The organism is Siminovitchia sediminis, from assembly GCF_042680885.1.
Classification (GTDB): Bacteria; Bacillota; Bacilli; order Bacillales; family Bacillaceae_C; genus Siminovitchia; species Siminovitchia sediminis.
Genome location: NZ_JBHUEO010000022.1, coordinates 1 through 25,844, shown reverse-complemented (window position 1 = coordinate 25,844; position 25,844 = coordinate 1). Strand labels below are relative to the sequence as shown.

At 45.2% G+C, this 25,844-nt stretch carries 30 protein-coding genes and 1 pseudogene; 6 read left to right on the top strand and 25 right to left on the bottom strand.

Annotation, left to right across the window (positions count from 1 at the left end; all coding sequences use genetic code 11):
- Positions 1–98: 98 nt before the first annotated feature.
- From ACFSCZ_RS09340 to ACFSCZ_RS09325, 4 genes are read right to left on the bottom strand one after another with little or no spacing between them, the layout of a single operon-like run.
- Positions 99–1,220, bottom strand: a complete 1,122-nt coding sequence (locus ACFSCZ_RS09340; RefSeq protein ID WP_380773649.1) for a PrsW family intramembrane metalloprotease — start codon at positions 1,218–1,220, stop codon at positions 99–101.
- Positions 1,154–1,306 carry a zinc-ribbon domain-containing protein gene (locus ACFSCZ_RS09335; protein WP_380773648.1) on the bottom strand — a complete coding sequence of 51 codons (153 nt, stop codon included), beginning with the start codon at positions 1,304–1,306 and terminating at the stop codon, positions 1,154–1,156. Before ACFSCZ_RS09335 ends, ACFSCZ_RS09340 begins: the two co-directional genes overlap by 67 nt.
- A 12-nt stretch (positions 1,307–1,318) precedes the next feature.
- On the bottom strand, positions 1,319–2,602 hold the full coding sequence (locus tag ACFSCZ_RS09330; RefSeq protein ID WP_380773651.1) for a PD-(D/E)XK nuclease family protein: 1,284 nt from the start codon (positions 2,600–2,602) through the stop codon (positions 1,319–1,321).
- Positions 2,603–2,641: 39 nt separating this feature from the next.
- Positions 2,642–2,932 (bottom strand): hypothetical protein, encoded by a 291-nt coding sequence (locus ACFSCZ_RS09325; RefSeq protein ID WP_380773647.1) that lies wholly within the window; start codon positions 2,930–2,932, stop codon positions 2,642–2,644.
- Between the two features lie 225 nt (positions 2,933–3,157).
- Here ACFSCZ_RS09325 and ACFSCZ_RS09320 point away from each other — a divergent pair, with 225 nt between their 5' ends.
- Positions 3,158–4,015 (top strand): DNA endonuclease, encoded by an 858-nt coding sequence (locus ACFSCZ_RS09320; protein ID WP_380773646.1) that lies wholly within the window; start codon positions 3,158–3,160, stop codon positions 4,013–4,015.
- A 392-nt stretch (positions 4,016–4,407) separates the two neighbouring features.
- On the opposite strand, the pseudogene ACFSCZ_RS09315 reads toward ACFSCZ_RS09320, so the two are convergent.
- From ACFSCZ_RS09315 to ACFSCZ_RS09255, 13 genes and pseudogenes are all read right to left on the bottom strand, one after another.
- A pseudogene (locus ACFSCZ_RS09315) lies at positions 4,408–4,521 on the bottom strand (flagellin); the annotation flags it as partial.
- A gap of 342 nt (positions 4,522–4,863) precedes the next feature.
- The gene (locus ACFSCZ_RS09310) at positions 4,864–5,988 is read right to left on the bottom strand and encodes a flagellin N-terminal helical domain-containing protein (protein WP_380773645.1); all 1,125 of its coding nucleotides are present in this window, start codon (positions 5,986–5,988) and stop codon (positions 4,864–4,866) included.
- A gap of 136 nt (positions 5,989–6,124) precedes the next feature.
- Positions 6,125–6,352: a carbon storage regulator CsrA gene (gene csrA / locus ACFSCZ_RS09305; protein ID WP_380773644.1), complete on the bottom strand. Its 228-nt coding sequence runs from the start codon at positions 6,350–6,352 to the stop codon at positions 6,125–6,127.
- Between the two features lie 4 nt (positions 6,353–6,356).
- Positions 6,357–6,791 carry a flagellar assembly protein FliW gene (fliW, locus tag ACFSCZ_RS09300; protein WP_380773643.1) on the bottom strand — a complete coding sequence of 145 codons (435 nt, stop codon included), beginning with the start codon at positions 6,789–6,791 and terminating at the stop codon, positions 6,357–6,359.
- 13 nt (positions 6,792–6,804) lie between these two features.
- Positions 6,805–7,368, bottom strand: coding sequence for a DUF6470 family protein (locus ACFSCZ_RS09295; RefSeq protein WP_380773642.1), 564 nt, complete (start codon positions 7,366–7,368; stop codon positions 6,805–6,807).
- A gap of 49 nt (positions 7,369–7,417) precedes the next feature.
- The gene (flgL, locus tag ACFSCZ_RS09290; RefSeq protein ID WP_380773641.1) at positions 7,418–8,290 is read right to left on the bottom strand and encodes a flagellar hook-associated protein FlgL; all 873 of its coding nucleotides are present in this window, start codon (positions 8,288–8,290) and stop codon (positions 7,418–7,420) included.
- A gap of 13 nt (positions 8,291–8,303) precedes the next feature.
- Positions 8,304–9,731: a flagellar hook-associated protein FlgK gene (gene flgK, locus ACFSCZ_RS09285; RefSeq protein ID WP_380773640.1), complete on the bottom strand. Its 1,428-nt coding sequence runs from the start codon at positions 9,729–9,731 to the stop codon at positions 8,304–8,306.
- A gap of 29 nt (positions 9,732–9,760) precedes the next feature.
- On the bottom strand, positions 9,761–10,246 hold the full coding sequence (locus ACFSCZ_RS09280; protein ID WP_380773639.1) for a flagellar protein FlgN: 486 nt from the start codon (positions 10,244–10,246) through the stop codon (positions 9,761–9,763).
- Positions 10,247–10,261: 15 nt separating this feature from the next.
- Positions 10,262–10,528 carry a flagellar biosynthesis anti-sigma factor FlgM gene (gene flgM / locus ACFSCZ_RS09275; protein ID WP_380773638.1) on the bottom strand — a complete coding sequence of 89 codons (267 nt, stop codon included), beginning with the start codon at positions 10,526–10,528 and terminating at the stop codon, positions 10,262–10,264.
- A gap of 81 nt (positions 10,529–10,609) precedes the next feature.
- Positions 10,610–11,311 carry a ComF family protein gene (locus ACFSCZ_RS09270; RefSeq protein WP_380773637.1) on the bottom strand — a complete coding sequence of 234 codons (702 nt, stop codon included), beginning with the start codon at positions 11,309–11,311 and terminating at the stop codon, positions 10,610–10,612.
- Positions 11,286–12,407, bottom strand: a complete 1,122-nt coding sequence (locus ACFSCZ_RS09265; RefSeq protein ID WP_380773636.1) for an ATP-dependent helicase ComFA — start codon at positions 12,405–12,407, stop codon at positions 11,286–11,288. Before ACFSCZ_RS09265 ends, ACFSCZ_RS09270 begins: the two co-directional genes overlap by 26 nt.
- An 894-nt stretch (positions 12,408–13,301) precedes the next feature.
- Positions 13,302–13,982, bottom strand: coding sequence for a response regulator (locus ACFSCZ_RS09260; RefSeq protein ID WP_380773634.1), 681 nt, complete (start codon positions 13,980–13,982; stop codon positions 13,302–13,304).
- Between the two features lie 28 nt (positions 13,983–14,010).
- Complete coding sequence (locus tag ACFSCZ_RS09255; protein WP_380773632.1) at positions 14,011–15,171, bottom strand: sensor histidine kinase; 1,161 nt, start codon at positions 15,169–15,171, stop codon at positions 14,011–14,013.
- Positions 15,172–15,327: 156 nt separating this feature from the next.
- On the opposite strand from ACFSCZ_RS09255, the gene ACFSCZ_RS09250 reads away from it, so the two are divergent.
- A complete protein-coding gene (locus ACFSCZ_RS09250) occupies positions 15,328–15,963 on the top strand; it encodes a YigZ family protein (RefSeq protein ID WP_380773631.1) in 636 nt (211 codons plus the stop codon).
- An 81-nt stretch (positions 15,964–16,044) separates the two neighbouring features.
- Here the strand turns inward: ACFSCZ_RS09250 and ACFSCZ_RS09245 are convergent, their stop codons facing one another.
- The gene (locus tag ACFSCZ_RS09245) at positions 16,045–16,962 is read right to left on the bottom strand and encodes an ROK family protein (RefSeq protein WP_380773630.1); all 918 of its coding nucleotides are present in this window, start codon (positions 16,960–16,962) and stop codon (positions 16,045–16,047) included.
- 59 nt (positions 16,963–17,021) lie between these two features.
- Here ACFSCZ_RS09245 and ACFSCZ_RS09240 point away from each other — a divergent pair, with 59 nt between their 5' ends.
- Positions 17,022–18,206, top strand: a complete 1,185-nt coding sequence (locus tag ACFSCZ_RS09240) for a M14 family zinc carboxypeptidase (protein ID WP_380773629.1) — start codon at positions 17,022–17,024, stop codon at positions 18,204–18,206.
- Here the strand turns inward: ACFSCZ_RS09240 and ACFSCZ_RS09235 are convergent.
- Together ACFSCZ_RS09235 and tagU are read right to left on the bottom strand one after the other, a co-directional pair.
- A complete protein-coding gene (locus ACFSCZ_RS09235; RefSeq protein ID WP_380773628.1) occupies positions 18,177–18,590 on the bottom strand; it encodes a VanZ family protein in 414 nt (137 codons plus the stop codon). The two genes, ACFSCZ_RS09240 and ACFSCZ_RS09235, sit on opposite strands and share 30 nt — an antisense overlap.
- 64 nt (positions 18,591–18,654) lie before the next feature.
- Complete coding sequence (gene tagU / locus ACFSCZ_RS09230) at positions 18,655–19,584, bottom strand: polyisoprenyl-teichoic acid--peptidoglycan teichoic acid transferase TagU (RefSeq protein WP_380773627.1); 930 nt, start codon at positions 19,582–19,584, stop codon at positions 18,655–18,657.
- 155 nt (positions 19,585–19,739) lie between these two features.
- On the opposite strand from tagU, the gene ACFSCZ_RS09225 reads away from it, so the two are divergent.
- Positions 19,740–20,198 carry a low molecular weight protein-tyrosine-phosphatase gene (locus ACFSCZ_RS09225; RefSeq protein WP_380773626.1) on the top strand — a complete coding sequence of 153 codons (459 nt, stop codon included), beginning with the start codon at positions 19,740–19,742 and terminating at the stop codon, positions 20,196–20,198.
- 446 nt (positions 20,199–20,644) lie between these two features.
- Here ACFSCZ_RS09225 and ACFSCZ_RS09220 read toward each other — a convergent pair whose 3' ends face one another.
- The 3 genes from ACFSCZ_RS09220 to ACFSCZ_RS09210 form a co-directional block, all read right to left on the bottom strand.
- Positions 20,645–20,905 carry a hypothetical protein gene (locus ACFSCZ_RS09220; RefSeq protein ID WP_380773625.1) on the bottom strand — a complete coding sequence of 87 codons (261 nt, stop codon included), beginning with the start codon at positions 20,903–20,905 and terminating at the stop codon, positions 20,645–20,647.
- Positions 20,906–21,161: 256 nt separating this feature from the next.
- On the bottom strand, positions 21,162–22,265 hold the full coding sequence (locus tag ACFSCZ_RS09215) for a YsnF/AvaK domain-containing protein (protein ID WP_380773624.1): 1,104 nt from the start codon (positions 22,263–22,265) through the stop codon (positions 21,162–21,164).
- Positions 22,266–22,484: 219 nt separating this feature from the next.
- Positions 22,485–23,153, bottom strand: a complete 669-nt coding sequence (locus tag ACFSCZ_RS09210; RefSeq protein WP_380773623.1) for an SOS response-associated peptidase — start codon at positions 23,151–23,153, stop codon at positions 22,485–22,487.
- A 131-nt stretch (positions 23,154–23,284) separates the two neighbouring features.
- Between ACFSCZ_RS09210 and ACFSCZ_RS09205 the strand changes: the two genes are divergently transcribed.
- On the top strand, positions 23,285–23,926 hold the full coding sequence (locus ACFSCZ_RS09205; RefSeq protein ID WP_380773621.1) for an NAD(P)H-binding protein: 642 nt from the start codon (positions 23,285–23,287) through the stop codon (positions 23,924–23,926).
- A 27-nt stretch (positions 23,927–23,953) separates the two neighbouring features.
- On the opposite strand, the gene ACFSCZ_RS09200 is transcribed toward ACFSCZ_RS09205, so the two are convergent.
- Both ACFSCZ_RS09200 and ACFSCZ_RS09195 read right to left on the bottom strand, forming a co-directional pair.
- A complete protein-coding gene (locus ACFSCZ_RS09200) occupies positions 23,954–24,319 on the bottom strand; it encodes a DUF2512 family protein (protein ID WP_380773619.1) in 366 nt (121 codons plus the stop codon).
- A gap of 58 nt (positions 24,320–24,377) precedes the next feature.
- Complete coding sequence (locus ACFSCZ_RS09195) at positions 24,378–25,217, bottom strand: metallophosphoesterase (RefSeq protein ID WP_380773618.1); 840 nt, start codon at positions 25,215–25,217, stop codon at positions 24,378–24,380.
- Positions 25,218–25,583: 366 nt separating this feature from the next.
- Between ACFSCZ_RS09195 and ACFSCZ_RS09190 the strand changes: the two genes are divergently transcribed.
- Positions 25,584–25,844: biotin carboxylase N-terminal domain-containing protein (locus ACFSCZ_RS09190; protein ID WP_380773650.1), on the top strand; the 261-nt coding region annotated here is incomplete at its 3' end.

Sequence of the window (25,844 nt, the reverse complement as noted above, 5' to 3'; positions counted from 1 at the left end):
GAAAGTGGCGGGCATCCGCCAGCTGCTTTTAGGAAAAAAGCCCACAAATGCAAAATCAGGAGGAGAAAAACGATTCGGTTTTCTCCTCCTGATTTATTTTAGGGGCTATTTAGACAGCCCCTTTTTAAAAGAAAAGCGCAAGGCGCCCGCCTATCGGCGACAAGCACAAGACGAATATTGATGAGGCAGCTTTTCAGCCACCACAGCAATTGGGCTTGATCCTTACACCGATGGCGCCTGGAGCTAGCATGGTGCCACATGTATAATGGCATATCCCAGACCGCATGTAAAATGATCGAGACGGCGAATAGTTTTAAAAACTTGGCATCCAGCAAATGGTCGCTTGCGAGCGGAGGAATACCTTTCACAGAGACAAGCGCTGCTCCTGCGATGGCACTCCAGACAACATGGATGCCGATCGCCATCCAACCTCTTAGAAAAATAACCGACATCATGGCGTCTTCCCCATACATCAACCCAAATCTGTAAGCATAACCGGCTGACTCAAAAGCAGCAAAGCCGGCCCCGATCGTGGCACCGATCAACAATCCATTTAAAATATATTTCGGGTTATTTGTTTTAATAAAATAAATGATAATGGCCAGCTTCCCTACTTCTTCCACAACCCCGACAATGACCGCATCACTAAAGCCCAGCTGATACACAGGGAAAATGGAGTAGAGGAACATCGTGGTGACAAGTGAAGCAGCACCGCCTACAAAAAACATTTTCGCCACTTCATATATACTGATATTCCTCGGGGCGTTCATCTCCCAAAACAGGATCAGCAATGAAAATGGAACTGCAAAGGAACCGACCATGATTAACCCAGGAATGGCATTGATATTCTCAAACGTCACCGCACAAATATATAAGAAAATGAAAGTAACGGCACACCAGATAAACACCCGCGAAAATAACCATGGTTTCGGCCAGGTAGTAGAGATTTCCCGCTCATTCGGCGTCGTCGTCTGCGTACCGGAAATAAAAAGCAGATCTCCTTCTGCCTTCGTATGCTTCTGAAACACGGAAGAAGATACCTCTTTTAAATGAACATCGATCCTTCCCTCTTCTCCCACGAGTTGATTGACTTTTTCAGTCGCCTGGAGAAAAGTTCCTTTCACTTGATCCTGCAAGCGAACAGGTTGTTGATCTAATGCGGCGGCCTGTGGAGGCGACTCGATTGGCCCCGCCTGAGATCCGTGCCGCAGCGAGAGCAAAATTTTTGTTCCCTTTCGATTGGAGTTCCACAATGGAAACAGTACATGTAAACATCACCTACTATGAACAGGCTGGTTATTAACATAACCTAGCTGCATTATAACTTCTTCAATTCCGCAATCGTTGATGCCAGATCCACAAGCCCAGCCTCATTTGTCACGATGTAATCCTGCCTTTCGGCAACGGTCATTGTACGGCCGTTTCTCACTCTGGCCGGTTTTTTCAAATGAAGATCTTCTTCGGCTGATCTCTCCAAGATTTTTTTCATGATTTCATTCCGCAATTCCCGCTTATTTTCCTCTTCTTTTGCTACTACTTTCACACAAAGTTTGCGCTGTTCGAGTTGGTAATAATATTTTTTGTTAGGGTTTTGCTTCCACCAGAATCCCCAAAATCCGCCTCTTGGATTGGCTACATAGCCCCAATCCCCGCCGAGTTCTTTTTGCAATTCTTGATAAAACCCCTGCCAGGCAAGAGCATTCCATTTCGTAACGGGGGTGAATCTGTAAGCCGATACAGCATTTTCCAAACGCTGTATATGCCAGTAATAGTCAAGGAAAATGGCGTTTTTGATTCCTCTTCCTTTTTCCAGTACGTCCAACATCATTTTTCGGGTAAAAGGGATGTATTGGGCAGCTTCCACGGATCGATAATTGCTTTGATCAGCGATTTTATAATAAATCGGAAGCTGGATTAGGTCCGGATATTTCTTTTTTACCGCATCGCGATAACGGTTCAACTGGTTGGAATGATTCTTTGTAAAAGTCTTGTCCTCGATCATTATAGCGTATGTTTCATTGACAATGGCCAATATATCGAGCGACTTAAATTGAGGAATGATTTTCAGCGTATCGATTTCTGGCATCGTCCTGTTGTGTGCGGTGAAAATCGTAGAAACAAACTCCACTGCCACACGATGCAAAGATGGATGGCTGGATCGATACTTCTTTTCACTCCATGAAAGAAGCCAACATAAAAAGGCATCCTGCGACAATTCACTCGTCGCATATGTAAATAAGTTGGGAGCTTCGCTGTCATAAACTTGGTCCAGCAGCGTTTGAACATCGTGATTCCCGGTGTAATCCTCCCAATAACCGCGTCCGAGAATGGAAAGATAATGGATGGGCGGGTGAAGGATCTGATCACGCAAATCTAAAATCCTCCCCTGGTCATCGGGGTATAACAGTAGCAGGCGGTCCTCATCCTGCTGGGCAATGATTTTGGGAAACTCCTGAATTCGCTCTGTATAGCCGCATCCCTGTTCACAAACAAGAGCAGGAAACGCATCAATGACCAACGTGCCATCTTCTCTTTCTATGATATTTTCAGATGCGTCATCAATTAATCGAGCCCCGCAATCAGGGCAAAGTGGTTGATTCATCACGACTCTCCTCCATGTGGTCATTCATGTATGTAAAAATTAATTCCTGACAAAAAACCATTTGTACAAGCCAATGATCAAGCAGGAGATCGCCACAAAAAACGCCAGCCCGCTGATCGTCGAAGCAACGGAAAAAAGAAAAGGAGGCGAATCCGCATAAGGATCACTGCCGGCCAATGCTAAAATCGATAGAAACCTAAAAATGATACCCAATATGAAAGAAAACAGGCCAATTCTCATATTTTGGGACATGTTGTGGAGCGAGTTGATTCTGTTTTTAAATAAGGATAAAAGAATGATGATGGCTAGTATTGCGATGATGACTTGCATAGCTGAGCTCCTTTGAAAAAAATAGACTATAAGGTTTATATCGGACTAAAGCGCTAAAACTAAAGGTTTTTTTCATATCGTTGGGGCTTTATAAATTTCAGGATCTACTTTCAGAACTTAGAATAGTTGCCATATCCGAAACTAATTCTTCTTTCCCATAAATTCTTCAATATGTGATATAATATCAATTATAGAACATACGTTCCTGAAAAGGAGGTCATGCAATTGCCTTGGGATTACCTTTCAGAGATTCAAAAGAATGTTTTGTTTGCAAGTATTATCGGTGATGGTGAGATTACGAAGCTTTACCGGAACTCAAGGAGAATCAATAATAGTTACAGAGAGCACTATGGCATTTCACAAGAGGATTATCGCTATTGGAAAAAAGATTTCTTTCCTGACTTGCTTTACATTACACCCAAGAGCCAAACATTGCGTTCTAAGTCTGACCCATTATTTACAAAGCTTTATCCACATTTTTATAATGCAGAGGGCAACAAAATAATACCTGTTCAGCTATTGCCACTATGCAAAAATATTCATTTTCTAGCCATTCTCTATATGGATGATGGAACTCTATCTATAACCACCACGATAAACCACAGAAAAAGACTTATTTATCTAACCCCACATATATACCTATATTTACAGAACTATCAACACGATGATTTGTTATTACTACAAAATCATATTAGAGACGTATTTAAATTTAACTTCAAACTATCCAAAAGAAAAGATGGATATGGCTTCATATTAAAATTTACTTCCGTTCAAGATACCTATGAATTTTTAAAAAGTATATCTCCAGTTACAAAAACTTGCAGAACAATGGAATATAAAACAAATTGGGGAGTAAGATTTCAGTTGGAAACTAACAAGTTCCAACAATTGTATCCCGATTACAAAGTAATTGCCTCTTGTTCAAGTCGATCAAAGCCTTATTCATCCGAAGAGATAAAAATTCTTATTAAATTAAAAACACAAAAACATACGATTCAACAAATCGCCGATCACCTAAATCGTTCCTATTGGTCAGTTGTATATAAGACAAGAGAATTAAGAAAAAGTGGCCTCCTAAAATAGAAGACCACTTTTTTAAATAATTTAACGAAGAAGTTGTAATACTCCTTGTGGTTGTTGGTTGGCTTGCTTTGCCGCTATGCCTTTCGGTCATAGAATAGACTATATCTTCACCCTTAATTTCAAGGGGCTGGGCACTTCGAACAGTATTGCTGTCCTACGGATTTCATCGTCATAGCTAGATGCCTTAGACGGTTTATCCTAGTCGTTGAACCTTCTCCAGAGTTTCCTCACAGGAGCTTGGCTGCTGATTATCCATTGTTTCATCTTCATCATTTTTACACCGTCACGCTGACCGTTTCCAGTTACGTTGTGGTTGATAAAGCTTTAGGAAGTTCCAGCAATTCACCCAGTCATTCTCTTACCCGTTACCAGATAAGACGCCCTTCCAATTCTTACCTAAGAAGTTGTAAAACTCCTTGTGGATTAGAATTGGATTGAGCCAGCATAGCTTGCGCTGCTTGTGCGAGGATAGAATTCTTCGTTTGCTCCATCATTTCTTTCGCCATCGTGCGAACATTTGCTTTCACAAATGACCAGACTATATCTTCACCCTCTAGTAATCTAGTAGGGGCCGGGCACTTCGGATTCACAATGCTGATGGACATTGTTTTACCTACGGATTTCATCATCATAGCAAAGCCTTAGATGGTGTATCCTAGTCGTTGAACCTTCTCCACTCTTTCGAGACAGGAGCTTGGCTGCTGATTGCCCAATCTTTTCTTTTTTCAAACCATCACGCTTATCGTTTCCAACTACGTTGTGGTAAGAAAAGCTCTAAGGGTTTTCCAGCAATTCACCCGATCATACTCTCTAGCCGTTACCAGCTAGGACGACTGTACTTTAGCTGCCTAGGCAGCTAAAGCATAATCAACGTCACGGATTCGAGATTCTGCAGCTGTTAGGTTTTCAGAAGCTGTACCTAAGTTGTTGATTGTATGCTCTAAACGGTTTTGGTTAGCACCTAAACTACTTCTTTGAGATGAAACCTTTTCAATAGCTTGTTGAACCGTTTCAACAGCATTCATAGCTTTTAACTTCGAAGAAATATCAACATCTTTTACTCCTAATGCTTCTGCTCTCATATCCTTAATTGATACAAAAGTAGTTTGACCGGCGTTTGCACCAATTTGTAACATAATTGATTCTTCGAGCTTATCACTTGCAGCGACATCTTGAGAAAGAACAAAAGTGATAGATTCTCCGACTTTCCAGTCATCTTTAGCAGTAGTAGAGTCAAATGCTAAAGAAACTGCAGTCGTAAAGAAATCCGTACCAAAATTAATCTGGCCATCCTTCACTTCAATTCCAGCAGCATCAGTGTTATCACCATCTATATCTACTTCAGTTCCATCTGCTAATACAGCCTTAAACTTATTATCACCAATTGCAGCAGCATCTTCAACTTTTACAATTGTTATTGCACCATTATACTTAGATTTAGTTGCATCAGTTGATGCTGCAGTATTAAATGCTTCTAATGCAGCTGTTGTGAATTTAACACTAGAGTTATTATTAACATTTGCAGTACCGTCAACTTTTTCAGTTACACCTACTGCACTACCATCTAATAATTTTTTTGTATTGAACTCTGTAGTGTTTCCGATACGATCAAGTTCAGATACTAATTGATCAACCTCGGCTTGAAGTTCCTTTCTATCAGAGTCTGTGTTTGTGTCGTTTGCAGACTGAACTGCTAACTCCCGAATACGTTGTAAAATTGAGTGAGACTCGTTTAAAGCACCTTCAGCTGTTTGGATTAAAGAAATACCATCTTGAGCGTTTTTCGCAGCCATGTCTAAACCACGGATTTGTCCACGCATTTTTTCAGAAATTGCTAAACCAGCAGCGTCATCTCCAGCACGGTTGATACGTAAACCAGAAGATAATTTCTCCATTGATTTTGATTGTCCAGCCGCTGCACTATTCAACTGACGATGCGTATTCAATGCAGCAATGTTGTGGTTAATTCTCATGTTTTTTTCCTCCTTGAATGTTCCGCTCACGTCCTTGTGGGCAGTTGTCCTTTTTTGTTGGCGAAGTATCCGGTCGGCCGCCCGGGTTTCCCCTTCACTGTTTATATCGGCAGGAGAAGATTTTGTTTAACCCTTTTTATTCTTTTTTCACACTTTTTAATATGGCTCCCAAATCGGAGACTCCTTTCAAAGCCGCTGCATTTTCATGTTGGATTTCCAGCCATACTTCTTTACGGTGAACTTCTATATTTTTAGGAGCGTTGATGCCAATTTTGACCTGGTCTCCCTGGACCGCGGTGATATAGATCTCGATATCCGGACCGATTTGGATAGCTTCCCCTTTTTTCCTCGATAGCACCAGCATCTCCTCACCCCTTCGCTTTCTGCCCGAACAGGGGGTGTTTGGTTTTGTATTTACCGTCGTTTAATATGACTTGCTTGGCGTTGCTGTTTTTCGTATTGATCACAACTGGAGCCTGCAGGTTGGCAGTTGTCTTTTCGAATGGATCCCGTATGGTTAAAATTGTATACACCACTGCATCATCTGGCTTCTCCAACTTTAACTGCTCAACCGCAGAGTCACTCAATTGAAAATCGTACTCTGGAAAAAATGAAAAGGGGTCTGTCACTACAAAACCGATTTCAGGTGTTGATACCGACTGCAGCACCGACAAAAAACTGTCATCCAACGGCAGCAGCACAAACTCTTTTTCATCCGGAAACCCGGGTATTCCGCTCTCAAATTTCAAAATATCCTCTGCTTGAATCTCCCGGCTTCCATGATACTTCGTCTCAATCTTCATCTTCCCTCTCCTTTCACACTTCCACATTCACAAACTCTATTTTCAAGGACGGCTCGCGTTCCATGTAAATATCCACTTTCCCGGGTTCATAACCAATGATCGGTTTTTGCGGTTCTACCTCAATCACCGGTTCATGTCTTGTCCATTGGATATCCAAAACAGATGGCTCATAATGCAGCTTTACACTGAAAGGAGAAGGGATGAATCCGATATTAAACAAGGCTTCCGTCCTTTCTGAATTCCGCTTGGCCAAGACCGGAATCGGATTTCCCCCATGCTCAATTCTCATGAGTTCTCCTCCTTCTTCCGCTCTCCGGGCAGTTCCCTCCAATGCGGCTGACCTCCCTTCCTGGGCAAACTCTTCCACCAATCTTGGTATGGATTTTAAATTCATATCCTCCCATGCTTTTGTCTGATCAATCGTCAGCTTTGATGGTGTCCGTTCAATCTGCATTTCCGCAGGCAGTTGCTGAATCTGGAGCACTGCCGGGGGCTGTTCAATGGTTTGTGTTGCGTGGGTCGTCCTCATACCGATCTGCCCCGTAACGGATTCGATCCGGATTTGCGGTATTCTCACTGGTCATCCCTCCTCTTAATCAAAAAAAGCTACCCGCGAAAGTAGCTTTTTATCTTAGAAAATCAACGAGTGTCGGCTGAACGATTCGGGATCCAACGCTGAGAGACGCGCGAAGGAGACTTTCTTCCATAATGAGTTCCGTAATGACTCTTTCATATTCGACATCTTCGTTGTCCGACATCATTTTCTTGGAAATTTCCTCCTGCTGGTCCACCCGCTGTTCCATCAGTTCGATCCGGTTGGCCCTTGCTCCGAGCGAAGCCCGTTCTTTCAATAGGTGATCAATCTGGCCGTCCAGAACCGACAAGTGACTATTTACATCGTTCCCTGCCTGAAGATCGTTCACCAAATTTTGAATGGAGGTGAAGAATTCTTCTGAGAAAACGTTCTCCGGCTTCGTGTTTACAGGAACTGTGATTCCTTTGGACAACTCAAATTTTACATCCGCTGTATTCGTAGGATACTTCGGCGGATCATCTGCCAAGTTTACCGGTTGCATATCCGTATCCGTTCCATTAAAAATATATTTTCCGCCAACTTCCGTATTGGCAATGTTTTCGAGCTGTTTCATAATTTCTTTTACTTCCATGGAAATGGCGTCCAGCTGACCATCATCCAGCGTCCCGTTGGACCCCTGTACCGTCAGCTCCCGGATCCGATGCATGGCTTTAGTTGCCTGATCGAGAGCAGCATCGGTATTATCAATCCATGTATGTGCCTCTGAAAAATTCCGTTTGAATTGCTCCGTCTGCAATACATTGGTCCGGTACGCGATGCCCTTCATTGCCGACACAGGATCATCGGACGGCCGGGTAATCTTCTTCCCCGTATTTAATTGCTCCTGGAGCTGCCCCATTCTGCTATATGTATTGCTCAAATGCCTGAGTGAGTTATTGGCCAGCATTGATTGTGTGACCCGCATGTTCCGTTACCCCCTATCTTCCAACGATGCCCATTCCGTTAATGATTTTATCGAGCATTTCATCGATTACGGTTATATTTCTCGCAGCCGCATTATACGCGTGCTGGTATTTGATCATGTTCATCATTTCTTCATCAAGTGATACAGTTGTCACAGACAGCCGGCTTTCATCAACCGACGACAGGAGCGTTCCTGCATTGGCTTTTTGGCGATTTGCAAATTGTGCATCCACACCGAGCTTACCAATGACCTTCTGATAATCCGTCAACACCCCTTGAAAGGAATCAGCCATTTCAATGGCCTGCTCTCCGTCACCAATAGCCCCCAATTTGGATGCAGCGAGCTGATCCGTGTGATTCAAAATCATTCTCAGGCCGCTTGCTCCTTGTCCTTCTGTAAAAAAGTCCCCGCCATCACTGCCGTCTTTTGTTTTTCCTGCTCTATGGGCCACATTTATACTTTCGGCAAATTGGTTTGCCAGGTTATTTAGATCATTCATTATTTTCAAATAAGAATCATGTTCTCCGCTGCCGTACCCATAGTTTTCAATTAAACTCTTCATTCTACCTTGGGCCAGGTTGTCAATTGGGACGGAATTGGTGCCGAACGATACACTTGTCACGATTTCGGGATTCCCGGCAGTATCGATGGTCAATTCTTCGTAACCCGTCCGACTTACAATCTCCAGTCCGCCGGCCTTAATGATGTAAATCCCTTCCATGGCCCCTTTCGGTTCATTAAAACTGTCCTCTTTAATCACCTGGACATCCATATATTTCGAAAGCTCATCGACAAGCAAATCACGCTCGTCATAAAGATTATTCGGTATAAATCCGAGCGGCTCCACTTCGGCGATTCTTTTATTCAGCGAATCAATATTTTTTAAAATAGAATTGATGTCGTCCACATCAGTTTCAAGCTGAAGACCAAGATCTGCCCTGTATGTTTCGATATTTTCATAGATATAGTTGAACGTGTCGGCTACGGTATGTCCACGCTGGAGCACAACTTCTCGGGCACCGTCATTTTCGGGATGGACACTTAAGTCCTGAAGCGCCTGCCAAAATTCATTGATCACTTTGGAAATGCCGCTGCTGTCTTTTCCGGTTTCATTTAAAAGATCCTCAAGCCTGGCAAGCGCATTAGAATCAGTTTCATAATAACCAAGTTTGGCATGTTCTTTGCGGTATTGCGAATCCAGGAAAAATTCCCGGACACGCTGCACTTCACCCGCTGTCACTCCGGTTCCAATCTGCCCCGGAATTTGCGGCCTGTTCAATGATGCCGGCGGATACGCCTCCGTCGCCCGCATATTGATCCGCTGCCTCGTATATCCCGGCGTATTCGCGTTGGCTACGTTGTTTCCGGTCGTGTATAGCCCGGCCTGCTGTGTATGAAGTGCCCTTTTGGCAGTTTCCAGACCATGAAAAGTTGATGACATGATGTTTCCCCCGTTACTTTTTATCTATATCAAGCCTTTGAATCAAAGAAAGACTTGCCCTGTTTCATTTGTTTTTTTTCAACCGGCCTTCCATAGGCGGCCGTTTCCTTTTCCGGCTGCAAAAGATCCAAATTCATGTTAACGAATTGCAGGGACTGATAAATGAGCTGCTTGTTCAACTCGTTTTGCTCCTGAAGCTTTTCGATTATGTCTAGCAGCTTTTCCTGCAGCACCCGCAGCGTTTCTGCAGCTTCCGGTGAGGCCGCTTGAATGCAGTCTTCGATCGTAATCGGACTGTCCTCCGTTTGTCTTAAAAAAGATTGGGCAGCCGTTTGCCGTTCACTTTCCATCATGGTGATGGCTGTGGTCAGTTTTTGTTCTTCACGCATGACTTCCTGGAGGCTGTCCACATCTCCTTTTTTCAGGACATCCGTTTTCCTGAGCGCGTTTTTCAAGAGGTTCTCATGCAGCTGATATTGTTTCGTTAAATTGGCAATCAACGTCTCTGCGGACATGCGGCAGCCTCCCTTCTATTGATTGAAATAATATTTGGCAATGCTATGAGCAACTTTTTTCGGGTCTACATGGTATTCCCCTTGCTGGATCTGGTTTTTCAGGTGTTCGATCTTTGCCTGGCGCTCTGTTTCCACTTTTGTTGCCTGCTGCAGCTCTTTGGCTTCTTTTGAAATCTGTATTTGATCTTCCTCGACACGCGCTGTGCGGGGAATCTGTTCAGTTCGTTGAATTTGTTTTGTATACGGATTCGTTTCAGGTCTGTTGAAAGAATCGATTTTCATCGAATACCCTCCTTGCTTCCAACATTCTTTTCTATTATATCGGATTCTCCACAGCATTGTTTAGCCGCTTTCTTGAAAAAATCAGCCCCTTGCCAATGTAAAAGAAGATACGCTTTTGGCCCCGGCTTTGATGAGGACATGTGCAGCATGGTGAAGTGTCGATCCTGTTGTGTAAATGTCGTCGATGAGTAAAATGTTCTTCTCGGAGACGGAGGCGGACACTTTGAACACCTGATGGAGATGAATTCTTTCTTCCCGTGATTTTTTTGATTGTTTTTCACCATGGATCCGCTCAAGTGCCTCGAACATGTCCAGGCCGGCTTCCATCCCTAAGCCTGCTGCTTGGTTAAATCCCCTCTCCAGCAGCCGCTCCCGGCTTAAAGGGATAGGGACTGCAATGTCAAAAGATGTTTTACGCAATGCGCTTTGAATGTCTTCCGAAAAAACCTTTGCCAATGCGTAATCGCCCCGGTATTTATAGCGGGCCATCATTTCTTTTAAAAAATCATTATATTGATATATAGAGAGATTCCGTTTCAGGACGCCTGCCCATTTCGGATCATTTTCCCAGCGGAAGCAATCGTGGCACAGGTCTTCGTGAATGTATTTTTCTTCAAGTTCTATTAGCGGCCTGGAGCATTTTCGGCAAAGCGGATCTGTGATGACTGCCAGCCTTCCCCTGCATGAGTCGCAAAGCCGCGGTTCAGGCGCGCCAAAAAACAATGTTCGCCATGTCATTTCTTCAACGATTACGGCATCACAGCACAGGCAATGAGGATTCATCCAGCAAACCTGCCTTCCGTGCTTCCTTATTCATGGAATCAATATGCGCTAACGCCTGAATCATCGCTTTTGTCCTGCCATAATGAAAGAAGGTGACGTTCCCTTCGGGATGATCCGGGCTGCGGCCGACGCGTCCGGCAATTTGAACCAGAGCGGATTCTGTAAAAATATCATCTTCGGCCCCGAGGACAGCGACATCAATATTGGGAAAAGTGACCCCTCTTTCCAAGATGGTGGTCGTAAGCAGGACCGGCGTCTCTTTATTCCTCATCCGCTGTACTTTAGCTTTTCTGTCAAGATCTTCAGAGTGAACCGATTCAATTTTGGGGTGGAGCCGTTGAAAAAGCGGGAGCGATTGCTCCATCAACTTGATATGAGGAAGGAAAATAAGTGCCTGTTTGCCCAGCTTGACCCTTTTTTCAACCCAAGAAAAAAGTGAATACGGAAGCTTGGCTTTGTTCAGCTTTTTCCGCCAGTTGCCGCACCATACAAATGTCGGAAGCGGCAGCGGCTTGCGGTGAAAGCGCGCAGGAATTTTTACATGGTTTCGTTTGCCGTAACGGCACTCCAGCTGCCAGTCCCTGCTCGGGGTGGCAGTTAAATAAATGCGTGCTGCATCCGGCTTGGCTGCTTTTTGTACAGCCCATTGGAGGCTTTTGTCGTACGTATAAGGGAAGGCGTCAACTTCATCGACGATGATCGTGTCAAATGCATGGCAGCATCGCAGAAGCTGATGTGTGGTGGAAATCGTGATGGGGGAAAGATGGTGGCGTTCTTCGCTCCCTCCGTAAAGGGCGGCGACAGTTGTATGTGGGAACACTTTGCGGATACGGGGCGCAAGCTCCAGAACCACATCGGTCCGAGGTGTGGCGATGCATATGCGATGTCCCTGTAGAAGCGCTTCGTCCATTCCGGAAAACAACACCTCTGTTTTTCCTGCACCGCATACCGCCCAAACGAGCAGCTCGTCTTTATTTTTCACAGCGGAAACTACAGCTTGGGACGCGGTTTCCTGCCCTGCGGACAATTCGCCGTCCCATTGCAAGTAAGTTTTCTTCTTCGGCCACTGGATCGGAGGGCCTGTCCAATGATACAACGGAGTACACTCCGATACCCGTCCCATCATGATACAGTTCCGGCAATATACGCACTTTTTTTCACATGTTACACAGGGATACTCAGAAAAAAGACGCTGACGTGAGTTATTGCATCGCCGGCAAACCCAGCCTCTTTTGCCACGGGTTATCCCGGGATGTTTTTCAATGCAGCCTGCCTCGGCATGGCGGTGGATGTCTTGTTGGGAAAATGGAAGTTCTGAGGAGAGAAGCTCGCGTCCGAGCAAAAAGCGTTGAATGTCTGGAGAAAAATTGGTGGAAGTCACTTTAGTCAATCGGATCACTCCTTAAAGTTTATAAGTAAAAAGGCAGTAGGGGAAAATAAGAACAGGGCGGGCTTCACCTGCTTTGAAAAACCGCATAGGCTCACCCGGCTCCTCTAGAAATGGAGCGGGTCTCTTATAGGAAAAAGGAAAATGAGTAACGTAAGGTGGTTTTCTGGACGGATGCCTGCCGAACAAGCGAGGATACTCTAAACTCGGAGCATTTCCAGACGAAACCCTACCAAAGAAAGGAGAAAACTCCATACTCGGGAGGATTTATCGACGAATTCCTGCCGAAGAAGCGAGGGAAGCAAAAACTCGGGAGCATTCCTAAACAAAACCCTACCGAAAATGAGGAAAGCAAAAACTCAGGAGCATATGCAGACGAATTTCCTACCGAAAAAACGAGAATACCCAAAAGTCTGGAGTATTTATGGACAGAATCCTACCTTGGAAATAAGAGAATCCAAAAACTTGATTCTATTTCTGGTCAAATCACGAAAACGGAGCACCATGCCCACATAGACTCAATGCAGCGGAGGTGTACTGCCTCACACCCTTTTTTCGCATCATCCAAAGGCCGAAATGCCCCGCAGCATTCCGGCCTCTTCTTTATCGTACTTCGACCCAGCCGTTTTTGATCGCAGTGATGACTGCCTGGGTCCGGTCGTTAACGTTCATTTTTTGTAAAATATTGCTCACATGGTTTTTGACGGTTTTTTCACTGATATACAAAGCTTCACCGATGGCGCGGTTGCTTTTTCCGTCAGCCAGCAGCTGAAGGACTTCACATTCACGGCTTGTCAGCAAATGAAGCGGGACTCGCACTTCCGGCTGCTGATATCCGGACCCGTTGCTTTGCTGATTGGCCAGGCGCCGGTATTCTCTAACCAATTTATGGGTCACTTTTGGATGGATATAAGATCCGCCGTCCGCCACCACTTTGATGGCGCCGATCAGTTCATCTGAGTCCATTTCCTTCAGCATGTACCCCGCAGCACCGGTTTTCATGGCATGCGTGACATAGGCTTCTTCGTCATGAATGGATAGAATGATCGCTTTGGACTCCGGGCACCTCTCGATCAGCTGGCGGGTCGCTTCAATGCCGTTCGTTTTTTTCATGTTGATATCCAGCAGGACGACATCCGGAGAATACTCCTCTACAATCCCTACGGCATCGCAGCCGTCGTCGCCTTCTGCCACAACGGAGAAAGACTTTTCGAATTCCAGGATTCTTTTTACACCTTCACGAAATAACTCGTGGTCATCTATGATCGCAATTTTTGTTTGCATTTTTTATTCCCCCTATAATCTTTCATGTTTAAAAACTGTTCACCGGATCTGCAACGGTCGGAATTTTAATAGAGACAACCGTTCCCGCTCCCTTTTTCGAATGAATGGAAAAGATGCCGTCTAATATTTCGACTCGTTCCCGCATGCCTATCATGCCGTAGCTGCCGCTCTTCTTCACGTTTACATCAAAGCCGACGCCGTCATCTTTGATGAGAACATAAATTTTATCGGGCAGCATTTCCACCTTGACTTGGATCGTCTGTGCCTCGGCATGTTTCAGTGCATTATGTACAGCTTCTTGGATGAGGCGGAAAAGAGCGACTTCATACTTTTGGGGAAGCCTGACATCCTTCCCTATATAGGTAAATTCGATATTTGTTGTTTTATGATAATCTTCTACGGTTGCCAAATACTTTTTCAATGTCGGGATGAGTCCGAGGTCATCCAGCGCCATTGGCCGCAAATCATAAATAATGCGTCTGACTTCATACAGTGTCGTTCGAATCATGCTCTTCAGGCTGCGGATTTCTTCAAGCGATTGTTCAGGTCCTTGCTCCTGATGCATTTTTTCCACTAGATCAGACCGGATTAAAACGCTTGCCAGCAGCTGGGCAGGTCCGTCGTGAATTTCACGGGACAGCCGCTTTCTTTCCTCTTCCTGCGCCTCAATAATCCGCAAACCGAATTCCTGCTTCAATTTCGCATCTTCGAGGGCTTCGCCCATTTCTTTAATATCACTGACTAAGTAATTGGAAACCACTGTGATTTGTGAAATTAGTGTTTCAGCCCGTTCGATTGTCTGCTGCAGAATAAGCAGCCGTCTTTCAAGATCGTCTCTGCGTTCTCTCAGTTGCTTTTCCAGCTGCCGATTGACCATTAATCTCGTTTGCAGATCGTGGGCTTGTTCATATGCCTCGCGCACCTGTTCTTCCGTGTACTCCTGAAATTGCCGGCTCAAGTTGGAGAGACGCTGTCTTGCCGCTTTGGAGTTGATTTCGAGTTTGTCCCCTTCATCAATCACTTTTCTGACATCAGCCTTGATTTTTTCCAGTTCTTTTACTATATTGTCATGGTCACGGCGGCATTGCTCTCCAATTTGAAAAATTTCATCCTTGCTGCGTTCAACCGTATTGATCATATGCTCGACAATTTGGTCCAGCTCTTTGACATTTACTTTTTTCAGTGCCATTTCCTCTAGGGGTCCCCCTTTCGGATGGGTATACCGGTAAGTATAGGTGTTTAGACATACCTACCATTCTACTAAAGTAATTATATCATGTATAATTTACTTAAACAGACTAATCAAGTTGGGAAAATATTTATGGTTTTTGAAAGGAGCCGTGCGATGCTTCCACAATATCTCACTGTCAAAACAACAGGTACACACGAAATTCACATTCAAAAATCCCGGTTCATTGCCCATCTGAAAAGAGCGGAAACAGAGGAAGAAGCGCAGGATTTTATACAGGACATAAAAAAGGAACACTGGAATGCCACACATAACTGTTCCGCTTACTTAATCGGAGAACATGACCAGATCCAAAAGGCGAATGATGATGGCGAACCCAGCGGAACGGCAGGCGTTCCCATGTTGGAAGTATTGAAAAAACGGCAGCTGAAAGATACAGTTGTCGTGGTCACCCGTTACTTCGGGGGCATTAAATTAGGAGCCGGAGGGCTCATCCGCGCTTACGGCAGAGCGGTTTCCGAGGGGCTGGACGCCGTAGGGATCGTCGAACGGACACTGATGACAACGATGCATGTGAAGGTCGAATATCCGTGGCTCGGGAAACTGGAAAATGAAATCCGCTCGTCTGTATATCCATTAAAAGACATCCATTATTCTGATCTTGTAGAGATCGAAGTGTACGTAAAAGAGAACCAAACAAACGCTTTTCATGAGTGGATGACCGAGCTGACGAACGGGCAAGCCGACATATCGGAAGGCGAGAAAACTTATATGGAAACTGAGGTTAAATAGGTGAGATGTAAAGAAGATAGGAGAAAAGGCTCCTATCTTTTTCATTAGGGAAAATTTGAGTTTTAGCCGCTCAATTTACCATTAATTACCAGAATTTATTTGCTGTGCCATCAGGATGGCTCCCATGGCGCCTGAATCATCTTTCAAAGCTGGCGGGACAATGAAGGTATCCATTGCCGGCAAAGTCAAAAAGTTTCCGGCCAATTGTTCAACTTTGCTGCGAATAAGCGGGAATAAATGCCGCTGTTTCATGACCCCGCCGCCCATAATGATTTTTTCAGGTGAGAGAATTAATACATACTGCATCAAAGCCTGAGCCAAATAATGGGCTTCCATTTCCCAAGCCGGATGATCCACAGGCAGCGCATCCCCTTTTTGTCCCCAGCGTTTTTCAATTGCAGGACCGGCGGCCAAGCCTTCCAGGCAGTCCCGATGATAAGGGCAAACCCCTGGAAAATGATCGTCCGAATGGCGGCGCAGGCTGATATGGCCCATTTCAGGATGCGACCATCCGTGGATCAGCTTTCTTTCTGCCACAGCTCCTGCTCCGATTCCAGTACCCACCGTTATGTACAGGCAGCTGTTTAAATTTTTTCCTGCTCCTGCATGAAATTCTCCCCATACCGCCGCGTTCACGTCGGTATCGAATGCCACTGGAACCTGCAGCTTTTCCTTCATCGTCTTCACAAATGGGAAGTTGATCCATCCCGGTTTCGGTGTGGAAGTAATAAATCCGTATGTTTCACTGTCCGGATGTACATCCAGAGGGCCAAATGATCCGATCCCCAGAGCGGAAATCCGTTGATCCTGAAAAAACTCCAGCACCTTGGGTATGGTGGTGTCGGGAATCTCCGTTGGGATTTGAACCTTTTCTATAATCGTTCCATCTTCTGTTGCGATAGCGCAGACAAACTTCGTTCCGCCTGCCTCGATTGCACCCAGCATCTGCAGCCCTTCTTTCATTTTTTTAATATAATCTATTTTTCTTGTTGTTGGCATGATTCCTTAATCTTTACATACATCTAGTTATGATAAAGACAATTTTGGAGGGGACGGAAATGGACATCCGCGTACGTTCTGGTGATACTCTTTGGCATTACAGCCGTTTATTCCATCTTCCTATCATACTGATTTTGGATTCCAATGCGGATCTTGAGAACCCCAACGCCCTTCGTGCCGGTCAGCGGATCAGGATTCCCGGCTTCCAAACGGTCAGCTATACCATCAAAAAAAACGACACTTTCTGGAACATTGCCCAGAGCCGCAATCTCAGTGTAGACGCGCTGCTTCTGTTAAATCAAACAGTCAATCCCAATAGACTTGATGCGGGGCAGGAAATTCAGATTCCAATCAGGGTCACTGCAAGAGTCCTTAACGGTAATGAACCGTATAATGTTCAAAAAATGACGCGTGATTTGAACAGACTGCTCGCCATATACCCTTTTATGAAAAGACGGGAAGCAGGCAAAAGCGTTCTTGAGCAGCCGGTCCATGAAATACAAATCGGAAGACCGGGCAGAAAAGTACAGATCAACGCTTCTTTCCATGCCAACGAATGGATTACCACATCGATTTTCATGCGCTTTTTAAATGATTATATGCTTGCTTTAACAAACGGATGGATGATTCGGGGAATTCCGGCAATGACCATGTATACAAGAAGCCGGCTGTTTGCCATTCCGATGGTAAATCCCGACGGTGTCAATCTTGTATTGAATGGCCCTCCTCCCGAAAGAGAAGAAGAATTGGTCCGGCTGAACCGGGGCGACCGCGACTTCTCAGGCTGGAAAGCAAATATCCGGGGAGTCGACCTGAATAAGCAATTTCCGGCCAATTGGGATTTTGAAAGAGAAAGAAAGCCGAAAGAACCGGGTCCCCGAGATTTTCCCGGATACGCTCCCCTGTCAGAACCGGAATCAAAATTAATGGCAGATCTCGCAAGAACAGAGAACTTTGATCGGCTGATCGCCCTTCATACACAGGGCCAGGAAATCTATTGGGGCTATGAAGGGCTGGAACCCCTGGAGTCAGAGGTGCTTGCCCGTGATTTTGCCCGGGTGACCGGCTATGAAGCGATTCGCTACGTGGACAACTATGCGGGCTATAAAGATTGGTGGATCCAGGAGTTTAAGAAGCCGGGCTTCACCATAGAGTTGGGAAAAGGGCAAAATCCCTTGCCGTTATCCCAATTTGAAGACATTTACGCCCACATGCTAGGACTGTTTGTCAGATCGCTGATCTAGACCCAGCACTTTAATCAAGCCAAGCGCAATCAGTGCCCCAAGGGAATCCAGGCCGACATCCCATACGGAAGCTGTTCGATCCGGAAGAAACGATTGGTGGAATTCATCGGTGGCAGCATAGGCTGTGGTCAGCAGCCAGGCTAACAAAAATTTTCTTTTTTCCAGGCCAAAGCAGAGCAGAAATGCCAGCAGGCCAAAGGCACCGAGATGTACCAGCTTGCGGAATCCCACATTGACCAAGGCGGAATGCTCCGGAGAAAGCCGCAACAATTTTTCAATGATCCATTGGGTATTTCCCCCTGTCGATGAGGGAGAGTGAGTGGCTATAAATATGGCCGCCGCCCAAATGATCGCCGCCAGCAGCCATCGATGTCTCTTCTTCATGTCAACAACCTCTTTTTTTCGTCAAAAAAGGCGGGAGCTTCTAATTAAGTCCCGCCTATTATCCTTATGATATGTTCAGATGGTCCTTCAGCAAACCTTGAACTCTTTGTCTTTCTTCCTGAGGAACGATGTAATACCAGACATTATTGATCATTGTCCCCTGCCCTTCAATTTGATACTGCTCAATATTGTGGCGGGCTTCTTTATAATTTTTTTGAATATCCATCATCTCGTCTAAAGACAGATTCGTTTCTACATTTTTTCCAAGAGCTTGTAACACATCGTCATACTTCCAAATTGCTGATATATTCGCGCCTTTATTAATGACTCCCTGAATGACCTGGCGCTGGCGAAGCTGGCGGCCGAAATCCCCGCGGGGATCTTCATAACGCATACGGCTGTATTTTAAGGCTTCTTCCCCGTTCAAGGAAATCTGCCCTTCAGGAAAATGAGTCCCGCTGACGGAAAAGTCCAGGTCATTGTTGACATTGACCCCGCCCACGGCATCCACGATCTCCTGGAAGCCTTCCATGTTCATCTTAATATAGTAATCTATGGGAATATCAAGAAACTTTTCGACTGTGTTCATTGACATCTCTACGCCGCCGAATGCATACGCGTGGTTAATTTTATCCTCAATCCCCTTGCCGACAATCTCTACTCTTGTATCCCTGGGGATGCTCAGCATATCAATCGATTGTTTCTCGGGGTTTACCGTCATGACGATAATCGTATCCGAACGGCCGCGGTCCCCTTCACGCTCGTCCACCCCAAGCATCAGGACGGAAAAGGGCTCTTTGTTAGCCAGTGACAAATTAGCGGGCCTGGCCACTTCCGGAGTACGGTCAATCGGCGTATGAATATTTTTGGCTGTCTTATTAATATTGTGATAGATGGAGTAACCATACCCAGCGACAGCGACTACGAGCAAAAGCAGAACGAGCAGTACAATCCTTAAGAGCTTTGATTTCTTTTTCGGTTTATGTCTAGCCATCATTTTTCCCCTTTTTTCAATTCTTTTTTATCTGACAATCTTCATTATAATCCACTTTTGTATCAAAGCAATAACATTTCTGTTCGAGTTTGTTCACTTTTTAGTTTCTCTGTGCTACGATATCATGTACATTTTAGAAATTAGGAGACGTGGAAATGATGAAAGTATTGTTTGTCTGCCTCGGAAACATATGCCGTTCGCCCATGGCAGAGGCGATAACGAGAGAATTGGTGAGCAAGGAAGGATTAAGCGATAAAATCTCGGTGGACTCGGCCGGAACCGGATCTTGGCATGTGGGAGAACCTCCGCATCAAGGGACACTGAAAAAGCTCGCGGAATACAGCATCAGCGCAGATGGATTGGTCGCCAGACAATTTTCAAAAAAAGATATTGAAGACTATGACTATATTATCGGCATGGATGCCTCCAACATCCGCAATATTCAGGAAGCGGCAGGCTATCCTGACCACCCGAATATCATCCGATTATTGGATTTAACGGACAACCCCAAAGATGTCCCGGATCCCTATTACACCGGAGATTTCCAGGAAACATACGATTTGGTGAGCGAAGGCTGCCGGAGACTGCTGGAAAAAATTAAGCAAGAATTATAGTTGGAATTTTAGCGGGGTACGGATCTTGAGAACGTCTGGCTGATACGCCAAGTACACTTCGCAACCCGTCCAGTGATGGGATGCTGAACAGCCAGAAGTCCGCAGAAGCCATAGTATCACGCACGATGAGGGATGCACAGGAATGGGCTGCATCCTTTGTTTTCATGATGGCTGGCTCGTGAGACAGTCTTGATGATTTTTACTCTAAATTGGATATGTGCAACTTATATTTGTGCCTGTCCTGGTGGAGCACGATTTATCTCCTTCTTGGAAGTCAGTTGTGTTTGGGCACGTTACTCTCCTGCGTGACTCTTCCTTTTATGTGAATCGAAGGTGGGCGCATAGCGTTTTTCTATTCGACCATCTTCATGAATTTAGTGGATATCCGGGAGCCTTGCACTATCCGACGGGATCCTATTCATGAACTAAATCGGTATTCCTCACCATTACTTTGATTTAAACCGCCTTTCATGAACGGCATCATTCACTTGCATGACCATTCCTTTGATACTAACTAACACTCGGGTACGTATCTTTCTATTGCGTGACCGTTCCTTTGATTCAAACCACCATTCAGGAACGAACGATCTCCCTTCATGACCATTCCCATCATTTGAACAGGCAGACGGGCACGCAGCTCCCACTCCCTCCCCGATTCCCTGGTTGGATGACTCAGCCACATAGGTTAATATCTTAATAAGCCACATTTTTTCCATCCAACTTTAAAAAGCCTGTCCAAGAAAGCCAAACAGTAGACTTTCCGGACAGGCTCAAGGGATGACAGCCTTTTCGCTTTGCTTCCGCTCCTCTAAAGCTCTATTAAACTTTATTGTCACGAAATTATCTTTAACCGGGAAAGAGGCCGGCTCTCTTACGTCTTCCCATGTTCCTATTTAAATCGATGGGCACCGATTTTCCTTTAACCGGGAGAGATATTTGCCCCTCTTACGTCTTCCCATGTTCCTATTCAAAACGATTGTCACGATTTTCTTTTGATGGAGGGTTGTAATTTTTCGCATCTAACTCGATTCTTCTTTTTTCTAGCTCTTCGTCAAGCTGGCTTTGTCCATTCAACCCATTGCTGACGTTGTTTCCGTAGTCTTCGTTGATGCCCATGTTTCGGCGGGCATTTTGTTTATTCCACTCGGAATCCATCGTTAAATTGTCGTTCCTGCCCGTTTCCATTGATCTGTCTGCCGGGGCTTGTCCGACGATTTCATCTGGACCGTCAATGTCTGCTTCTTCCCGTCGAACTGTTTCTCTGACCGTTTCCGTGTCCTCCACCTTTTTCTTGCCAACGATCAACTCTTCATTGACCACCGGTTTTTTAGAAACCTCCACTTTTTCTTCCCTCAGAGGGATTCGAATACTTTGATCGTCCTCATTGAAGGCTGCGGTCGGTTCATCCATGGACCTTGTCCCATCCACAGGGCGGCGTTCAATATACACCTCTTCCCGGCTGACCGGAACATCGATCGACTGTTCTTCCTCTACGATATTTTTCTGGACTCGGACTTCTCCCGTTTCTACTTCCTCTTTATCGACACGAAGTTTTTCTTCATGAAGTTCCATGCGCGCTTCGTCAGTTCCATCTTCGTCTGCGCTCATTCTTACGGAATCCATTCTGCCGGATTCACTGTGCGGAACCACATCTGCATCTGTATGCGGGATGGCGTCCACATTGCTTACATTGGCTGAATCTTCATCCGTAAATAGGGTTTTTTCATCATGCAGCCGGCCATATTCTTCGTCTACATACAGCAGAATAGCTCCATTATCAATATCCCGATAATAATCATCCATCTCCGGCCCGGTAAGCCCTGCATTATGAAGAGCATCTCTTACCGGCTCTTCACCTGTAATGAAGCTGACGAAACGGTCAAACCAGTTTCCTCCTCCGGCAGATCTTACATCAATATTGGTTCTTCCCCTGACCATGGACAGATCATCTTCATCTTTTGCTACTGCGTATATATCACTCGGATTCAGGCCTTGCGTTTCTAATTCTTCAACCTTTCGGATTGCTTCTTCCTCTGAGTAAAAGACTCCAATGACATTTTTATTCATCAGTTGCATTCCTCCTTTGGTTGACTGTAGTGGGGGGTTCGTTTCATGTATACCCGGCTTCGAATGATGAAAACATGAGAATTAATTTTTAAAAATTAAGAAAGTCGCAAGCGCCGCCTTGCTGGATACATTGAGTTCTATCATTCAGAGCCGGACTTGGTGCAGATTTTTTTAAAAAATCCGGACAAAAAAATAGCCCCCGTCAACTGACAGGGACTTTCACTTCGAATTAAGGATCTCGATGGTATCATTTTTTGGACTGTTGACCAGCGGGGACACAGGAAAAGCCTCCATTTTTTCCGTTTCGTATGGTTTAAGCAAATCCTTCAGCACGCTTGAATCTTCGACTGACCTGTCGAGCCAGACTTGCTCCGCCTCCGGTGTCAAAATAACAGGCATCCGATCATGGACATCCTTGACCAGGCTGTTTGCCCCGGTCGTAAGGATGGTGCAGGATTGAATGATTTCGTCTCCGTGCTCCCATCTGTCCCACAGCCCCGCAAATGCAAACGGCTCTTTTGTCTTTAATTGAAAGCGGTAGGGCTGCTTGGAATTTCTCTCTTTTCTTTTCCACTCATAAAACCCGTCAGCCGGTATAAGGCACCGGCGCCGTTTCAGCAGCTTTTTAAAACTCGGCTTTTGATCCGCCGTTTCGGACCGGGCATTGATCATTTTATATCCGATTTTGGGATCGTTTGCCCAACAGGGCACAAGCCCCCATTTCAAAAAGCCGGCCTTGTTGCCTGCATCACTTTTAACCACCGCAAGGACTTGCTGGCTCGGGGCAATATTATAACGTTTCATCCACTCCAATTCCTCGCCGTTGATCAAGTGGAATCGGTCCATCCACTCATTTCGATCCGTAAATAAGCTATATCTCCCGCACATGCTCCCGTCCCTCCTCTTTCTCTTTATCATAACAACTTTTGCAGTGAAAAAGAAATAAGGAGGGGCCTGTTTATCATAGAGAGTTTCAGGAAACATAATAGTAACTGTACGTAAAAAGGAGCGTTGGGACCATGAACGTATTGATTGCCGGGGCCTGTGAACAGACTGGGCGGTGTCTTGCCGATTTTTTAGTAAAGCGAACGGACCATAAGGCGTTTGCCATTGTGCGTCAAGAGGAGTTGCAGCAGGCTCTGGAACATATGGATCGTGAACACATAGTAACCATGCCGGAAAACCACGAAGAGCTCGATGCTCTGACAGCCGGCATGGATGCATTCGTATATGCCGGGGGATGCGATGTTAAAACAAATGATCCGCGAATGAATCATTCTACCTTAGAAGATACGAAATCTCTGATTCAGGCGGCGGTCTACAACCAGGCGGGACGTTTTATTCTGCTCAGCGCGATGGGAGCAGATGATCCCCAGGGAGCCAATGAGGATTATTTATTGAAAAAGCGTGAAGCTGAGGATTTTTTAAAAAACAGCGGGCTTGATTACACGGTCATTCGGGCCGGCGAGTTAACCCGGCGGGAGCCGTCCGGGAAAGTGACAATAGACAAAGACATTCATTGGATTAAGGACCCGACAGTTTCATGTGCTGATGTGGCCAAAGTGATTGCCGTCTCCCTGGATTCCGAAAAGATGATAAACCAGACGCTTGATTTGGTTTCAGGTGACACTCCCATTGAAGAGGCGGTTGAAAATATGTAAGGCGGAGGGTATGCTCTCCGCCTTTTTTCAACTGCCATATTTCGCTTCTTTCCTAGCCCTTCCGGAACGGATCAGCCATGTATGAACGAAAAGCTCCACTAAAGTGAGGAGCAAAGCCGTGATAGCTGCTCCCATAAGGGTGACCTCCGCTGTAAAAAAGAAGTAACTGAGTGCATATACGATAAAAAATGAAAAAACAAAATCTGCTGCGGCACTGAGTAAATACGTACTTTCGGATAATAAAGCCCATTCCAGTAAATGGCCTGCCACTGCCAGTGTAAATCCGATGATAATCGGCTGCCAGGCGTTCGAGAAGTTTACATTGGTCAGCATGCTCCCGGCAAAAGCTACGATTATGGGGCAAATAATTAATTTCATCAACAAATTCAACATAGAAAAAAAGGCCTCCTTTATTGAAAAGGATGCCATGACTTTCTCTTTTTTATTCTTATCAGGGTTCTTTTTTCAATGTCGCCACAGTGATTTCAGGACGGTTCAGAATTCTATATGGAATGGCACTGTTCCCCAATCCTCTGCTTACAATCATGGTTGTCATCCCTTTCGTATGGGCACCTTCTGTATATGACGGAAACCACCCTTCACCGGGAGCAATGAGTCCGCCCACACCCGGGAGCCGGATCTGCCCTCCATGAGCATGTCCGGTAAAAATAAGGTCAACTTCCCCTTCTACATATTGATCATACACTTCGGGCCGATGAGAAAGTAAAATCCGGTACGTTTGAGCCGGAATGCCATTGAAAGATCGGACGATGGACTCCGCAACTGTTTCTTCGGGCGGCCGTGCCGGTTTCATAAGAGGATCTTCAATTCCCGCAATGGCAATCTGTTCCCCGTTTCTCTCAAGAATGTGCGCTTCATTATTTAGTACATATACCCCCAGTGAACGAAGGGCACCTGTAATTTCTTCCACTTCATTGACGGCTACCTCATGGTTGCCTGTTACATAAAATACATCTGCCGTTTCTACTAATTGCCTGACCAGATGCAAGCTTTGACCCAAGTCATACCGATTGCTGTCAATTAAATCTCCTGTAAGTAAAATGAGGTCCGGCTGCAGGCCCTTTACCTTTTCAGCAAGCTTCATTTGACCTTCCCCAAATTCCGCATCATGCAAATCGGACAGCTGCACAATGACCAGACCGTCAAAGCTTTTCGGAATCCTGTTGGACGTTATATCAAAAGAAGAGACTTGCAGCCAATGATTGTTTGCGTATAAAAACAATCCAATACCGGCCATCAGCAATCCGCACTTCACCAGTCTATTTCTCATTTTTTCTGTCATTCATCATATGTATGTGATCCATAGTAAGACATCCCATTCCTTTCTTGGACTATTGTATCATTTTCCACTGCCACTTTTTATCGTAAAAAACTGGCTTTACCATGATATGTATGCAAAAAACCGCTCAACTCATGACAATGGAAAAAGATTATGACATGATTTTCTAGCCAAGAAATGAATATAAAGTATTGTTTGAATATTTAAATGTGATATAATGTTTTACTAAATAGGTTATGCTAATACGCTGGTTACATTTAATTAAGCTATAAGATATATTCTATAACCAATCACCAGCGTGTCTAAAATGATGTATAAGGCAAAGTTATCTCAGTTCAGGAGGGTGTTTCTGTGGGAATTGAATCAAAACGCTTAAACAAAATACTTGTTGCCAACCGCGGCGAGATTGCCATCCGCGTGTTCAGGGCCTGTACGGAGCTGGGAATCCGGACAGTCGCCATCTACTCCCGTGAGGATTCCGGGTCCTACCACCGGTATAAAGCGGATGAGGCCTACCTGGTCGGGGAAGGAAAAAAGCCGATTGATGCCTATCTTGATATCGAAGGCATCATCGAGATTGCCAAACGTTCAGAAGCCGATGCCATTCATCCGGGATAC

Coding starts and splice junctions, on each gene's coding strand:
- ACFSCZ_RS09335 (WP_380773648.1), bottom strand. CDS start 1,306: ATGTTAATAACCAGCCTGTTCATAGTAGGTGATGTTTACATGTACTGT.
- ACFSCZ_RS09330 (WP_380773651.1), bottom strand. CDS start 2,602: ATGAATCAACCACTTTGCCCTGATTGCGGGGCTCGATTAATTGATGAC.
- ACFSCZ_RS09325 (WP_380773647.1), bottom strand. CDS start 2,932: ATGCAAGTCATCATCGCAATACTAGCCATCATCATTCTTTTATCCTTA.
- ACFSCZ_RS09310 (WP_380773645.1), bottom strand. CDS start 5,988: ATGAGAATTAACCACAACATTGCTGCATTGAATACGCATCGTCAGTTG.
- csrA (WP_380773644.1), bottom strand. CDS start 6,352: ATGCTGGTGCTATCGAGGAAAAAAGGGGAAGCTATCCAAATCGGTCCG.
- fliW (WP_380773643.1), bottom strand. CDS start 6,791: ATGAAGATTGAGACGAAGTATCATGGAAGCCGGGAGATTCAAGCAGAG.
- flgL (WP_380773641.1), bottom strand. CDS start 8,290: ATGCGGGTCACACAATCAATGCTGGCCAATAACTCACTCAGGCATTTG.
- flgK (WP_380773640.1), bottom strand. CDS start 9,731: ATGTCATCAACTTTTCATGGTCTGGAAACTGCCAAAAGGGCACTTCAT.
- ACFSCZ_RS09280 (WP_380773639.1), bottom strand. CDS start 10,246: ATGTCCGCAGAGACGTTGATTGCCAATTTAACGAAACAATATCAGCTG.
- flgM (WP_380773638.1), bottom strand. CDS start 10,528: ATGAAAATCGATTCTTTCAACAGACCTGAAACGAATCCGTATACAAAA.
- ACFSCZ_RS09270 (WP_380773637.1), bottom strand. CDS start 11,311: ATGAATCCTCATTGCCTGTGCTGTGATGCCGTAATCGTTGAAGAAATG.
- ACFSCZ_RS09260 (WP_380773634.1), bottom strand. CDS start 13,982: ATGCAAACAAAAATTGCGATCATAGATGACCACGAGTTATTTCGTGAA.
- ACFSCZ_RS09255 (WP_380773632.1), bottom strand. CDS start 15,171: ATGGCACTGAAAAAAGTAAATGTCAAAGAGCTGGACCAAATTGTCGAG.
- ACFSCZ_RS09250 (WP_380773631.1), top strand. CDS start 15,328: ATGCTTCCACAATATCTCACTGTCAAAACAACAGGTACACACGAAATT.
- ACFSCZ_RS09245 (WP_380773630.1), bottom strand. CDS start 16,962: ATGCCAACAACAAGAAAAATAGATTATATTAAAAAAATGAAAGAAGGG.
- ACFSCZ_RS09240 (WP_380773629.1), top strand. CDS start 17,022: ATGGACATCCGCGTACGTTCTGGTGATACTCTTTGGCATTACAGCCGT.
- ACFSCZ_RS09235 (WP_380773628.1), bottom strand. CDS start 18,590: ATGAAGAAGAGACATCGATGGCTGCTGGCGGCGATCATTTGGGCGGCG.
- tagU (WP_380773627.1), bottom strand. CDS start 19,584: ATGGCTAGACATAAACCGAAAAAGAAATCAAAGCTCTTAAGGATTGTA.
- ACFSCZ_RS09225 (WP_380773626.1), top strand. CDS start 19,740: ATGATGAAAGTATTGTTTGTCTGCCTCGGAAACATATGCCGTTCGCCC.
- ACFSCZ_RS09220 (WP_380773625.1), bottom strand. CDS start 20,905: ATGTGGCTTATTAAGATATTAACCTATGTGGCTGAGTCATCCAACCAG.
- ACFSCZ_RS09215 (WP_380773624.1), bottom strand. CDS start 22,265: ATGAATAAAAATGTCATTGGAGTCTTTTACTCAGAGGAAGAAGCAATC.
- ACFSCZ_RS09210 (WP_380773623.1), bottom strand. CDS start 23,153: ATGTGCGGGAGATATAGCTTATTTACGGATCGAAATGAGTGGATGGAC.
- ACFSCZ_RS09205 (WP_380773621.1), top strand. CDS start 23,285: ATGAACGTATTGATTGCCGGGGCCTGTGAACAGACTGGGCGGTGTCTT.
- ACFSCZ_RS09200 (WP_380773619.1), bottom strand. CDS start 24,319: ATGTTGAATTTGTTGATGAAATTAATTATTTGCCCCATAATCGTAGCT.
- ACFSCZ_RS09195 (WP_380773618.1), bottom strand. CDS start 25,217: ATGAGAAATAGACTGGTGAAGTGCGGATTGCTGATGGCCGGTATTGGA.